Source organism: Paenibacillus brasilensis (genome assembly GCF_009363115.1).
GTDB classification, from domain to species: Bacteria; Bacillota; Bacilli; order Paenibacillales; family Paenibacillaceae; genus Paenibacillus; species Paenibacillus brasilensis.
This window is the reverse complement of sequence record NZ_CP045298.1, coordinates 1,117,225-1,131,180: the sequence shown is the minus strand read 5'-3', so window position 1 is coordinate 1,131,180 and position 13,956 is coordinate 1,117,225. Positions and strand designations below refer to the sequence as shown.

Below are 13,956 nucleotides of genomic sequence, written 5' to 3'. Positions count from 1 at the left end.
ATTTTAGGCCATTCGTAAAGCACAATTAAAGCGAGAATCCAAGTAACATTGGCAATCTGAACCCATTTCATTTCATCACTGCCCTTTCATTGCCGCTGGCGGACGTATTCGCCCGGTTTGAGAATTTTTACGTTGAGATCGTATTCCGTCTCGATCTCGGGGAAAATTTCATCCCAGTGATCTTTTTTTGCGTACCACTGTTTTGGATATTTCCTGTAGATAGCCTCGGCATATCCGAGTACATCTGTTTTAAATTTCTGTTGAACTTGCTGAACGACCTGCTCCAGACGTTTTTGTAAATCTTCGTTCAATTTCTTTTCAAGCATTTCGGTGACATCCGGTTTAGGGATTTGCAGATTTGTTGCATTTTGAACCACATCGACAGACGATAATGTCTTTACGGTCATCTTCCATTCGCCGTTTTCAATCCGAGGCAGTAATTCTGTCCGGGCATGGAGAGTTTTAAAAGACACAGAACCTTTTTCATCGTCTAGGACAATCGTTATCATCGGGTTTTCGATTTTATTGCGAAACCACATAAGACCGCGAGTCGTTTCGACATCAATCTCACCTACTATGCGATCTTTTTTTAAAATAGAAGTGCCGACTATTGCGGGGGTCATAGAATTACTTGCTTTCTGATCTGGTTCCATCATGCGAATTTTGGGTATGACAGCGGATTGTCCCTTATCCTCCTGCATCTGCAAGAAGTAATTTAAATCAATGGCCGGCACAACCAGCTTTTTAGAAATTCCACTCAGTGTCTCCACGCTGCTCTTTTCTAGCTCGGTTTTGGAAGACAATATTTGATCTACGGAATCTTCGCTGATAAACAATTTATTGCGAAGCCGGATGTCCGGGACCCGTGCAAGAAAATCGAGCTGATCGCGGACGCCGTTTTCTTTAGCAAACTTCTCGTTGATGATGAATACGTGCATCTGCCCAAAAAACAGCTTTCTCGGGCTTTTAATTTGAAGCTTGGATAAAGCATCGGCGGTGTTAACCCCGTCGGCCCAGAGAATGGACGGGCTGCCGAGTGATTCATTTGAATCTTTTTTGGAAGATGGAACGTGGATTTGGACAGTAAATCGAATTCTATTGTCGTCAGCTTTGTCTATACCTCCCCCCGTAACGATAGCCAATTGATTAAGTTCATTGGAATTCCAGCAGCCCGTAAGAAAAATGAGGGTAAGGAATATCGACGTAAGGAGAATGATGTACCTAATCGAATTCATCGTTTCACTCTCATAGCATGTTTTCTTGTCAGAAAAAAGGAGACGATCAACATAAGCAAAGGGATGGCGGTTTGGAATGTAGTTAAATAATAAGGAAACAATGTAGCTAAAAAATGGTTCAATTCAATTCTATTTTTTACAACCAACTGGGCAAGAAATACGAGCGTGAAATAAAGTGGAAGCACAATCGGACGATAATCGGACAATTTCAGCCACTGTGCGATACCTAAAGACAAAGCATATCCGAATATAGCGATTTTAATACAAGATCCGCTCACAAAAATGCCGATACCAACGGGCTCCATAGATTGGAAGAAATCTGCAATACTAATATACGCTATAGTAGACATCAAAGGATCGACCACTTTTCCTGTAATGCTTCCGAATACGAGAAGAGTTGTCAAATTAACCAAACACATAGTTAAAGTCACGGCCAGTACAGAAATATTTGCCCATTTCTTCGCTTTATCCGGGTCTTTTACGTAGGGTAACATAAACAAAAGCAGGATAAAGTCTGAAAACCATCCCTGCACAATCAATGCCCCATTAACCGAAGGTTGTAACCCATTGGCAAAAATTGGCGACATACGCTCAATATCCCAATCTGGACTGATCATAAGTGTCAATAATATAAGGAAAAAGATTGTAGGTATAACACAAATTTGCGCCATCCGGCCTATAACCTCCAATCCGCTGCGTACGGTAAACGCGCAAATGATAAGCAGACTGCCGATGATTACGGGCATAGGAGTCAGGGACAGAGCTCTGCCTACAGTAAGTTCCGTATACTCCCGTATCATGATGCCCAGATTGAAGGTTAAAAAGAGTAAATACAGCAGACCGATAAATTTTCCTAGTAAGGTCCCGAATATTTGCTCCATCATTTGGATCAATGTAGCCCCGGGATACTGATTATGCAGCCGAAAGGATATCCAAACGGTAAAATAGCCTAGAACGGATGCCCAAATGGGTGAGATCCACATATCCCGTTCCGCTAGTTTGCCAACGAGTGCAGGAATCGAAAGAAGCACTGTTGCCAAAACTGCGGGGTACATGATCAGCGACATTTGATATGCTGATATTTTTCCTTTTTCCATAATGGCCTCCCTTTTATTTTGAATCATCATCCTGTGGAGTTGGACCCGGTTTCGGCGAGGCATGTCTGAATGTACGGATGTCTCCAGTCAAGTGCGGCCTTTTATTCATGGCCCACCAAGGTGCTCGAATCAACTGGTCTTTAAGATCCTCTCTAATGGTCGGCGCGATACCTGACAAGTAGGGTACGCCAAACGATCGCAGTGTGCATAAATGGAGAAGAATCGCCATAATTCCCAGCATGACTCCGACGATCCCAAGAAATCCGGCGAGAATCATGATGGGAAAACGAAGCACCCGAAGAGTCAACCCGATCGAATAATGGGGAATGACAAAGCTAGAAACACCCGTAATGGCAACCACGATGACCATCGGTGCAGAGACGAGGCCGGCCCGAACCGCCGCATCACCGATCACGATCGCCCCGACAATACTAACGGCAGCGCCTATCTGCTTGGGCAATCGAATGCCTGCTTCACGGAGCGCTTCGAATGCGATTTCCATCATTAACGCTTCTACAATGGTTGGAAACGGAACTAATTCCCGGGATGATGAAAAACTGAACAATAAAGACAGCGGCAGCATTTGTGGGTGAAACGTGACGATTGCAACGTATATGGACGGCAATAAAAGAGATAACGCTATAAAAACGTAACGCAAGATACGTACGATGGAGCCAACAAACCACCGGGAATAATAATCCTCCGCCGATTGTATTAAGGAGAATACGGTAATTGGAGCAATCAGAACAAAAGGCGTTCCGTCGATAAGAATCGCTACACGTCCCTCAAGTAAGGAGGCGCAAACAACATCAGCTCTTTCGGTCTCTAGAATTTGCGGAAATGGGGAATAGGGGTTATCTTCAATTAATTCCTCAATATACGAGCTCTCCAATACAGCGTCTAAATTGATTTTACGAAGCCGATTCGTGACTTCTTCAATCAAGTTTGGTTCTGCGGTTCCTTTATGGTACGCTAAAAAAATTTGAGTCTGCGTTTCAGTCCCCAGTTTGAACGGCTGAAATTTGAGGTTCGGAGTCTTTATTCGACGGCGAAGCAGCATCATATTAACACTTATGCTTTCTGTAAACCCTTCGCGCGGGCCCCTTACGACAGATTCCGATTGCGGTTCTTCAATCGAGCGTTTCTCCCATTTTGCCAGTCCTAAAACGACTGCCCGCGGTTCATGATCGAAGAATAATACGGGATTTCCCGATAAAATTTCAGAAACGGCTTTATGCATCATGGAAACAATTGTAAGATCAGCAATGGACAGCTTTTCTTCGAGAAGCAGTTCAATGCTAGTTTCTTCAGTCTCTTTCATTTGCATTAAGGGCAACAATACATGTGTATCCAACAAATCCGTATCGCTTAATCCGTCGAGGTAGACGAGCAGCGCTTGTTGGACCCCCTTGATTTTAAAGGCTCTGAATATAACATCCGGACAATTTGCGAAAATCACTTTGATATTCATTTCGTTTTCTTCCAAATGCTCTTTTATTGAGTCATCGGCTTGCTGCGACGGTAAGAAATCCTGTATAGGTTTGTTATTATGCGATTGCTTCCAAAAGGCTCCGTGAAAAATCCTTTTAAAGAGTGGCATAGGCTACCTCACAAATCTTTAATTAACTTTGATAATTATAATAACCAGTATTTATCATTTGCATACATTTTCGGAACTCGCCGAGAAAGGCTGCAAATCCTGCCTGAGTTCATTTCGAAGGAAGCGTTCCAGCTTGCAGGAGAAGATGGAAGGCAACAAGCACTAGCCCGGGCGTATCTGCTGAGGGGCTTGATTGTACGTGGGGAATGCCGAAAAACCATCGGCACCTACTACTCCATGATGGGAAACGTTAAGCATAGCGGAAGGAAAAAGCTCAAGTACGTCACTAACCGCTGCCGCAATCGTGACCCGGACGAAGGAGTGCAAAAACCTCTAGCTTCGCCGATAATACATCGATAGTTACGTCATTTCCCAACTCCAGTGCTACGCTGCTTGCAACTGTGAATATAACAGAAAAAGCAGCCATCACAGAGGAATCTCTGCGACAACTGCTTCCTTAGTTGGGAGCCCACCTTGCGGTCCCCGTTGTGGATGGATCGGCTACACTTAGTTGGACAACAAAAACGAGGGCTTGTAGAATAAACCTATTACGCTAAGGAGCGGATTATCTACAATGCCAAATCAACGACGTACCTTTACAACAGAGTTCAAAAAACAAATGGTTCAGTTATACGAGAACGGCAAAACCAGAGCAGCCCTTGTGGAGGAATATGGGCTCACAGCCTCAGCTCTGGATCGCTGGATCAAACAGGCTCAGACAACAGGTTCCTTTTCCGAGAAGGACAATCGCTCTGCGGAAGAGAATGAACTCATTGCTTTACGTAAAGAAAACCACGCCTCAAAATGGAGGTCGACATTTTAAAGCAAGCCGCGCTGATCATGGACGAAAGTATCTATCATCCAGAACAATCGTGATAAATACTCGGTATCAGTAATGTGTGACGTCCTGCAAATCGCAAGAAGTACGTTTTACTACGAAGCCAAAGAACAGGCAACCGAAGACGATGTAACCGAAGCGGTTGTGGATATCTTCCACAAGAAACGAAAAGCCTATGGCATGCGCAAGATCAAAGTCAAGCTCCATGAGCGCGGATTCGTCGTCTCCAGGCGGCGGATCGGTCGAATCATGAAAGAACATGGACTCGTTTCAACCTACACGGTGGCACAATATAAGCCCTATAAAACCGCCTGTAATGAAGCGGCTACAGCCAATACACTGAACCGCGAGTTCACCCAAATGGAAAGCAAACGCTTCGTTGTCAGTGACCTGACCTATGTGAAAGTCCAGAACCAGTGGCACTATATTTGCGTGCTGGTGGATCTGTTTAATCGAGAGATCATCGGTCATAGTGCAGGTCCTCGGAAGGACGCTGCTCTGGTTGCTCGCGCTTTTGCGACGGTGGAGGGCGATTTACGCGACATCCAGTGGTTTCACACAGATCGGGGGAGTGAGTTTAAAAATCAAAGCATGGATGAACTGCTGAAAACCTTTCACATTGGACGTTCTCTCAGTATGAAAGGCTGCCCCTACGATAACGCTGTAGCAGAAGCTACGTTCAAAGTCATGAAGACAGAGTTTGTGTATCAGATGAATTTTCAGAGCCTTCGTCATCTAGAACTGGAGCTGTTTGATTATGTGAATTGGTATAACCATCATCGAATCCATGGAACCCTGGAGTTCATGACCTCAGTTCACTATCGTCATGCATCCCTTAAAAAAGTTGTTTGATTTACTGTTGACAATCCACCATAAATAAGGGGGGAGGGGTGCAGACTTGTACACTGCACCCCTAATTCGTCCTTTGCATGCGTAGGCAGTTGACAGTTGTACAACGACCAAGATCTATGGACGAGGATATTGAGGGGATCGTTATCTGATTTAGTTAACACCTACAGCGTCAAAAGATTTGGCAGCTGCGGTAGCTTGTGCCGAGTTCGCACCGTAGAGATCTTTTGCAGCTTGTATAACAGCAGCGCGTGCGTTGGAGAATTCAGAAGAAGAAGTCAGATAGTTCGTAAAGGCACTATAGTAAATTTGGACCGCTGCGTCGCGACCAATTCCATTTACAGTTACGCCATGGAAGGTACCACCTTGTGCCAGCAAATAATATGCTTTATTAATAATGCCGCTGTTGGTATGAACGCCACCGTTATCCGAGCTACCTGTATACAAGTCGGAATAATGGTCTGGTTGATCGTACAGGGTAGGATTGGACATGGAGCGCAGAGCATCACCCGAAATGCTTGGTGTATAAATATCGTCGCCTACCAGCCAGTTTTTACGCTGGATGTCATTGCCGATAATGTCTGAGAAGGCCTCGTTCAATGCACCGGATTCACCGTAATATTCCAAATTCGAAGTATACTCTGTAACACCGTGTGTGAGTTCATGACCAACCACATCAGGGTCACCACTGAAAGCGATAAATGTGGAGCCATCCCCGTCACCATAAGTCATTTGGGAGCCGTTCCAGAAGGCATTGTTGTAGCGGCTGCCGTAATGGACTGTTGAACGGAGTTGCAGGCCACGACCGTCGATGCTGTTGCGTCCGAATTTGTTCTTATAGTAGTCATAGGTTTTGGCCGCATAAGCATGGGCATCCACGCCGGCCGGATCATTCCATACGTTATCGGCATCGGTCAGGATAGTACCCGGGATGCTTTGACGGTTGGAGGCTGTGTAAGTCACGATTCCGTTACCGCGTGTTGTATCCTTTAACTGATAGCTGCTGCCGGAAGCGGTAGTGGTGAACGATTTGGTATCCCCAAGCACACCTTTACCTGTGCCTGTCGCTTTCTTAATGATGTCATACTGGAATACGATTTTGCCGTCATTGGCGTCAATGATGTAGCGTGTACGCAGCGGCGCAGGCTCCAAAATATTAACTTCTGTCACATAAACCAGCTGCAATGTGTCGCCCTTAGGATAGAAGTACAGCTCTGCTTTAGGATCTACCTCAGGCTGCAGGTTTGCGATTTTGGCAATGGAATTTGGCTCTGCTGTTACCGCTTCGATTTTGCTGTCTTTCAGTTCAGCCGCTTGTTCAAGACTGAGCTTATCTTTTTCAATGGAGATCGTTTTATCGTTGTTATCTGCTTCGGCGTAAGTGTCTTTGCTAACACTGCTTTGCTCCTCGGCATCTTTAGAAATCGTATCATCGGAGGTAGGGAGGGCTTGTACCCGTGTAGCTGCCTCCTGATATGCAGTATAGACCGCTTCAGAAGCGCTGATTTTCGGAGTTGTACCTTGCGTAGCTTCCTCTTGCTGATCCTCAGTAATCACTGCCCCCAGATAAGAGGTGACCTCACCAGATTTACCCACATGAATGGTTTGTTCAGCTCCATATACGGGAATCCCGTTTACATACTGCTTCAGCCGATAATGGCTCACACCGGATTTGTCGCTTGTACGATCAACAATACGGAATTGATCACGGACACTGGAACTGTCCGTACCCAGCAACGTTTTCTTTTGACGATTTAAATAGCTCCATACAATGTCGTCACCGGATACCGATGAAGGTGCTTTCCATTGCTCGGCGTGGAAGGTTGGAGTAAGCTGAGCTGGCCCCGTAACGGAACTCTCCGCTGCTGATGCACCAGACGCTACAGACCCTAATAACATAGCTCCTCCAAGAAGCGAAACCCATACTTTTTTCATTAACATTCACTCTCCCCGATTAGTGTCAGGATGAATCATCCTGTATTGACTAGGTAGTACGCCAATGAGGTAGGTCGTGTTGTCGTCTGGAACATGAAGAAAATGGAACGTGAAGAGAAATACCGAAGTGTGTTTTTCATGAAGTTTTTTATAAAGCGTGAGTGATAAGAGGGTACTGCAGGTGAAGAAATAGCTTAAAAGATGACAAACTCCTCCTTTCCTGTCGTTTATTAGAAGTGGAATAATAGTGGATAATGGAAAAAAGTTGTCCTATGCAAAAAAAACAAATGTTGATTTTTTGAACTCCCATCATCTGGCTCTGATATTAGCACAGAGAATGACGGACGAGAAGATCTATGTCACAAATTTATCCAAAATGATTCTTTGGACCCTAATAACTGATTTATTTAATAGGATTAATGAGTTTTGTAAAATAAAGTCGAAAATTGCTTTGTCGAAAAGACTCCACGCTTGCCGTTGCAGACGGCATTTGGACCGCATAGGTTATGTTGAACTGTCCTAATCACGCTGTCCATCTATACAGCAATAAGGGAGGTGAGACGGGAGCATGAGGAAGCAGAGAAGAGCTGGATATAAGCTCAATCGCAGACGGCATTCCAGCGCCAATCGCTACTCAAGGTTGTGGCTGCCAGTAAGAGTGCCCAAGCTGAATATGAACCCGATAAGTCCTGTCATTGGGGAGGAAGCGGGCGCGGAAAAAGGCGCACAGACAGGTGAGGAGCGGCCATCCAAACCGTCAGCGAGTGGAAAATTGCTCGTATCTGTCATTATTCCGGCCATGAATGAGCAAAAAACGATTGGAGCTGTTATTCGTGAGGCACGACGTGTCCATCCACATACTGAGGTTATCGTGGTCGAGAACGGATCAAGCGACAGGACGGCGAAGGTGGCACTAGCGGCGGGGGCGCGTGTTATTTCCTTCCCGGAACCGCTGGGACATGATGTGGGCCGTCGGATTGGAGCGGAGGCGGCTTCCGGACAGGTACTGCTTTTTCTGGATGGGGATATCGTCATTCCCTGCGAAAGACTTCGACCGTTCATACAGGCCATATGCGCAGGAGCGGATATTGTGCTGAATGATTACCATGGACCCGTGAATCATACGTCGGTACATCCTGTAGTTGATGCAAAGCATGTATTGAATATTTTGTCGAACCGTGCTGATTTAGGAGGGGCATCCATGACGGCTATTCCACATGCCATAAGTCAAAGGGCTTTGAAAAAAATAGGTCTAAAGTCATTGGAGAAGCCTCCTTTATTTCAAGCTATGTCCATCGTCTCCGGGTTGCGAGTGGTGACCGTATATGGAATAGCTGTCGGTAGAATGAATGCGACACGAAAAAAACAGAACGGCAAGGACCCGCTGGTGGATGTGATTGTACAGGATCACCTGGATGCTATTTCCTGGATTACATCACATTTGGGAACCCGTGTGGGATTTACGGATTTGAAGCGCAAACGGATCAGAGATGAGGTGAAACCGTGAGCAGAGAGTATGGCAGAGGAAAGCGTGACGATCCAAGTTGGGGGAGTAGACGTGTACAGCGAAGACAAGGATCAACTCATTCAATGCACAGCCGCAGAATAAGGAAGCCCGCACCTCGGGGAAAAGGAACGACCGAAGTGAATCTGCCTGAGATACAAAAAGTTCCCAAGGACATTCTGCTGCAGGGAACAGCAGCAGCCGTGGTTAGTGCCTGTAATGAGGAGTCAACAATTGACCGGGCACTGAGCGAGCTGGAGAAACTTCCGCTTAAGGACATCATTGTCGTTTTGAACGGCTGTACGGACGGCACGCGCTCTATCGTAGCGAAGCATCATCCTGGCGTGACCCTCGTCAACCTGCCGGATCGGCTTGGGCATGATGTCGGGCGTGCTGTAGGCGCACGTATGACGCAGGCTGATATCGTGCTGTTTGTGGACGGAGATTTGCCAATTCCGGCGTCTGACTTGCTGCCTTTTCTCCAAGCGGTTGATCAGGGGACGGATGTGGCACTTAACGATCTGGGCAAACATTTACCGCCCTATGCCCGACAGGACAGCGTCACACGGTGCAAAGGGTTCCTGAACCGCATACTGCGCAGGCCGGATCTTGGAGCAAGCTCATTGACCGCTGTGCCGCACGCCTTGTCACGGCGCGTGCTGGATTTGCTTGGTCCGGCCGTGCTCGCTGTCCCGCCAAAGGCCCATGCCATGGCAGTGCTGTACGGTATGATGGTAACAGCCGTACATGCTGTCGACGTCCTTAAAACGAACCGCAAACGGACCTTCAATACAGGCAAGGGAAACGTTATGGAGCAATTGATCGTTGGTGATCATGCGGAGGCGCTGACGGCGGTATTCCAGGTAGCGGGTGCTTCCCCGTTCGGCCCCGTTCCCACGCGGATAGACGTTGCCAAAGGGAGGAATGCACGATGAGCGTGACGAGCATTATTATCCCGACTTATAACGGCCTGCATCTGCTAAAGCCGTGTATTGAGGCGATTCGGACACATACGCTGGATGTGCCTTATGAAATTATTGTAGTAGATAACGCTTCGAATGACGGTACGGATGCTTTTTGTGCAGCCGAGCGTCTGATCAGCGTACGTCTCCCCGAAAACCGGGGGTTTCCGACAGCTTGTAATATGGGGTTTCGTCTGGCAACGGGTGATCAGCTCGTCATATTGAACAATGATGTGACGGTTACGCGCGGGTGGCTATCCAATATGCTGGCTGCATTGCAGAGCGAAAGCACGGTGGGACTAGTGGGTCCAGTGACCAATTATGTCAGCGGTATTCAGCAGGTTCACGGATTGACAGGGGATTTGGCCAGTTGCCTGCGGTTTGCGGAGCAAAATAATATAAGTAATCCGTCCAGATGGCAAGAGGTCAAACGGTTGGTCGGATTTTGCATGTTGTTCCGGCGTGAGCTGGTGGAACGCATCGGATTGCTTGATGAACGGTTCAGTCCCGGACATTATGAGGATGACGATTACTGTCTGCGAGCACGCGTGCATGGCTATAAGCTGCTGATGTGTAATGACTGTTTTGTTTATCACCAGGGAAATGCAAGCTTCTCACGCACGGATACGTCCTGGATCGAAGAGCTGATTGAGCGGAACTATCGTTTGTTTATAGAGAAATGGAGCATAGACCCCAGAATGTTCATTGAAACGGGTAACGTTGGGGAGTCATGTGCTGAACATGCTGTCGAAGGAGGAGGGAAGATATGAAAGGGGTTATTCTCGCAGGAGGAACCGGGTCGCGCCTTCATCCGTTGACTTCATTACTCAACAAGCATCTGCTTCCGGTCGGCAAATATCCCATGATTGTATATGGTATCGAAAGACTGCGACAGGCGGGAATCACCGACATGCTCATCATTATTGGCAAACAATCGGCTGGACTATACACCGATTTCTTGGGCAGCGGCAGCGATTATGGAGTTCAACTGACGTACCGGATTCAAGAAAAGGCGGGCGGTATCGCGGAAGCACTCGAACTGGCGAGAAGCTATATGCAGTCGGAAGAAAAATTTACTGTTTTGCTAGGGGATAATTTGTTCAAGGAGGACCTGGGGCCTGTCATCGAACGGTTCAAGCAGCAGCCACCGGGTAGCGCCAGAGTATTGTTGAAAAAGGTGGCAGATGCCCGTCGTTACGGGGTGCCGGTGTTTGATCCCGAGCGGCCGGAGAGCATCTCAAGAATTGAAGAAAAGCCACAGCACCCCCAATCCAAATATTGTGTTACCGGGATTTACATGTACGATACTGCCGTATTTGATAAGATCAGACAAATTAAGCCTTCGGCACGCGGTGAGCTTGAGATCACGGATGTCAACAACTGTTATGCCGCTGAGGGCAAACTGGAATATGACATTTTACGAAGATACTGGAGCGATGCAGGAACCTTTGATTCCCTGCAGGAGGCAGGCGTAAAAATGAAGGGGCTTCTGCCCTGATCTCGGGTGAAACACCATCCGGCCGGGCCAGGCATATAGTATAGGCATAATGCCACCCGGAGGAGTGAACGGCATGAAACGCCTGAGTATACAAAGGAAACACAGCAAGCGGCTCGGTAAGAAAGGCTATTGGGCAGGACATAAAAGAGGCCAGGAGCAGGGCTGCAGGCTGGGCCAGGCTTCGTTCGGCAAGGTTTTTGAAGGTGTCAGCATTATCATTCCGTCCTGCAATCACTTTCATCAGCTTCGAGCATGTATTCAACGTATTGAGGAGCATACGAGCCATCCTCACGAAATTATTGTGGTGGATTACGGCTCGGCGGACGGGACACGCACCTATTTGCTCCGTAAGAGCATCGCTGTGCGTTATGCGCTGCTAAAAAAGGATGCTCATATGCTGGGAAGTCTGAATCAGGGACTGATGATGGCAAAAGGCAAGACTATTGCGGTACTGGAACCACATGTCATGGTGACCCCCGGCTGGCTGGATCGTATGCTGGAGTGCTTGTACAGCGATCCGTCAATGGGGGTCGTCGGGCCTGTAACGAATGGACCATTCGGAGAGCAGCAGATTGAGGTTCCTTATATAAACGAAAATGAGGCATATCCATTTGCCCTGACCTACAATATTTCCAACCCGGCTGCATGGCGAGAAACAGAGAGCCTGGCCGGATTTTGTTTATTGCTGCGCAGAGAAACGCTGGAAAAAACAGGGTACTGGGACGAGGGCTGTCACAGTGGTCAGGAAGCCGCTGCAGATTGGCTGCTGCGTGTTCGCTTGCTGGGGATACGTATGGCAATTGCCGGAGATGCTTTTATCCACTACGCAGAAAGTGATCGGGATACGGCTTATCGTTTTCCCCAGATGACCGTAAAAAACGGTTCAATGGAGGAGAGCAGCCAGAACCGATCCTTTTTTGTCCAAAAGTGGGGGGACATCAATAAGCTGCTTCCCAGTCAGAAGCTCGCTGCAGCGGAGCCGGACGGAAAGGTATTATCCAGCAAGGAAAAACATGTGTCAGCGGCAAGTTTTTATCCCATCGGAGTGCTCGTCGAAGGACCATCCGGTGCCGTATTTCGGTTAGAACGGGGAGGAAGGCGCCTTCTGGATGGGGTCCGTGCTGCGGGAGATGAATACGCGGCCCCCGTTAGAATATCCCAGCTTGATCTGTTGGCGCTTCCTCGGATACCGAAGCCGGAGGCCGCGGTTTCCGGTGGCGTGGAAGCACCTGTGGCCGTACCGGCAGAGGAATCCATTCCGGTGCTGGCAGCTTCCGAAGTGGAGAGCACATCCATGCTCCCCACGCTTACCCCGGCTCAACGCAAGCAATGGATTGAGGTACTGTATGCCGAAGGCAGTCAACTGTATCAAATCGGGAACGGCTGGAAAAGGCCGTTCCTTACTTCCTATGCAGCCATGATCTGGCGGGCGGCTGACTACCGAATTCGGTTGTTGTCCCCAGGAGATCTGTCCGTGCTGGTGGAGGAGCAGCCGATTATTGCGCCACCTGTGCTGCAGGGGCATCTGTAATGATCGGAATAGGCGCTTTTAGGCGGAACCGACTACTCGCTGCGGCATACGCTGTAGTAGCGGAAAGCCCGTAGGTATTCGTGGGTTCCGCAAGGCGGAGCACATAAAGGAGGGGCTTATGCATAACGAGGTAGATGATTTGCTAATTCATATTTCGCACTCGCAGCAGCAAATGTCAAGGCTGCTGGATGCGGAACGGCAGGTGGTCGTGCGTATGGCGCAGATCATACATGAACTGCCGGATGAGGAGCCGCGTTTTGACGGAATTCCGGGCATTCTGGAAGGCTCGAGACAAGTAAACAAAAGCATCGTTGCCTACTTGAACGGTATTGCCGATCTTCAGGAAGCAATGGCTGAGATGCTCGTTCGTGTCGTGAAAGAGACGGCATACCCGGAAGAGGAGTAACGTACCAACCGAGGGTAGGGAGTGAACACATGAGTAGGGAAAAAGCAATGATTCATATGCTGGATGCAGCTTCCAAAATGCAAAGGAACGTGTCCATGATCCTGGAGGCCAAGGCGGTCGAAGCGGAAAAAATGCGTAATTGGGCGCTGAACCATTTGGCGCCCAACGTATTTGATACCGATGAAGAGCAACTGGGACGGCCACTGGAGGTTCACGAGCAGATGGTGGAAATGCTGGAGGGACTAACCCGGCTTCAGACTGGACTTTGCAGCAATCTCAAGGCATTGCTGGATCAGGATGAGCAGCAGGGTGGCGGAATGGAAGGGATGATGGGAGGCATGGGTTCGGGGGATATGAGCTAATGAGCATGAGGCGTGAACGTGAGATCAAGCTGGATATGCTGGAATCTATTGCTGCCAGCCAGCACGCCGTCACCCGGATGCTGAGCAGTCTTGCGGACTTAACGCCCCATGCGGAAATGTCGGCCGCCCGTCTGGAGGA

Annotated in this window: 11 protein-coding genes and 1 pseudogene; 8 read left to right on the top strand and 4 right to left on the bottom strand. The window is 48.1% G+C overall.

What is annotated here, in order from left to right:
* Positions 1-86: 86 nt before the first annotated feature.
* Genes GCU48_RS05235 through GCU48_RS05225 form a run of 3 tightly spaced genes read right to left on the bottom strand, consistent with a single transcriptional unit; the run spans position 87 to position 3,932 of the window.
* Positions 87-1,235 carry a Ger(x)C family spore germination protein gene (locus tag GCU48_RS05235; protein ID WP_152379306.1) on the bottom strand — a complete coding sequence of 383 codons (1,149 nt, stop codon included), beginning with the start codon at positions 1,233-1,235 and terminating at the stop codon, positions 87-89.
* Positions 1,232-2,332 (bottom strand): GerAB/ArcD/ProY family transporter, encoded by a 1,101-nt coding sequence (locus GCU48_RS05230; protein ID WP_167518648.1) that lies wholly within the window; start codon positions 2,330-2,332, stop codon positions 1,232-1,234. Before GCU48_RS05230 ends, GCU48_RS05235 begins: the two co-directional genes overlap by 4 nt.
* Positions 2,333-2,345: 13 nt before the next feature.
* Complete coding sequence (locus tag GCU48_RS05225) at positions 2,346-3,932, bottom strand: spore germination protein (protein WP_152379304.1); 1,587 nt, start codon at positions 3,930-3,932, stop codon at positions 2,346-2,348.
* A 574-nt stretch (positions 3,933-4,506) separates the two neighbouring features.
* Here GCU48_RS05225 and GCU48_RS05220 point away from each other — a divergent pair.
* A pseudogene (locus tag GCU48_RS05220) lies at positions 4,507-5,622 on the top strand (IS3 family transposase).
* Between the two features lie 150 nt (positions 5,623-5,772).
* Here GCU48_RS05220 and GCU48_RS05215 read toward each other — a convergent pair.
* A complete protein-coding gene (locus tag GCU48_RS05215) occupies positions 5,773-7,554 on the bottom strand; it encodes a M4 family metallopeptidase (RefSeq protein WP_152379303.1) in 1,782 nt (593 codons plus the stop codon).
* A gap of 568 nt (positions 7,555-8,122) precedes the next feature.
* Here GCU48_RS05215 and GCU48_RS05210 point away from each other — a divergent pair.
* From GCU48_RS05210 to GCU48_RS05180, 7 genes are all read left to right on the top strand, one after another.
* Positions 8,123-9,061 carry a glycosyltransferase family 2 protein gene (locus GCU48_RS05210; protein ID WP_152379302.1) on the top strand — a complete coding sequence of 313 codons (939 nt, stop codon included), beginning with the start codon at positions 8,123-8,125 and terminating at the stop codon, positions 9,059-9,061.
* 83 nt (positions 9,062-9,144) lie between these two features.
* A complete protein-coding gene (locus tag GCU48_RS05205; RefSeq protein WP_341874663.1) occupies positions 9,145-9,993 on the top strand; it encodes a glycosyltransferase family 2 protein in 849 nt (282 codons plus the stop codon).
* A complete protein-coding gene (locus GCU48_RS05200; RefSeq protein ID WP_152379300.1) occupies positions 9,990-10,790 on the top strand; it encodes a glycosyltransferase family 2 protein in 801 nt (266 codons plus the stop codon). Before GCU48_RS05205 ends, GCU48_RS05200 begins: the two co-directional genes overlap by 4 nt.
* On the top strand, positions 10,787-11,518 hold the full coding sequence (locus tag GCU48_RS05195) for a sugar phosphate nucleotidyltransferase (protein ID WP_152379299.1): 732 nt from the start codon (positions 10,787-10,789) through the stop codon (positions 11,516-11,518). The genes GCU48_RS05200 and GCU48_RS05195 overlap by 4 nt, the downstream gene beginning before the upstream one ends.
* Positions 11,519-11,591: 73 nt before the next feature.
* Positions 11,592-13,049 (top strand): glycosyltransferase family 2 protein, encoded by a 1,458-nt coding sequence (locus GCU48_RS05190; protein WP_152379298.1) that lies wholly within the window; start codon positions 11,592-11,594, stop codon positions 13,047-13,049.
* A 118-nt stretch (positions 13,050-13,167) separates the two neighbouring features.
* Positions 13,168-13,455 carry a nucleoside-diphosphate sugar epimerase gene (locus GCU48_RS05185; RefSeq protein ID WP_152379297.1) on the top strand — a complete coding sequence of 96 codons (288 nt, stop codon included), beginning with the start codon at positions 13,168-13,170 and terminating at the stop codon, positions 13,453-13,455.
* 29 nt (positions 13,456-13,484) lie between these two features.
* Complete coding sequence (locus tag GCU48_RS05180) at positions 13,485-13,817, top strand: alpha-helical endospore appendage domain-containing protein (RefSeq protein WP_152379296.1); 333 nt, start codon at positions 13,485-13,487, stop codon at positions 13,815-13,817.
* Positions 13,818-13,956 lie beyond the last annotated feature (139 nt).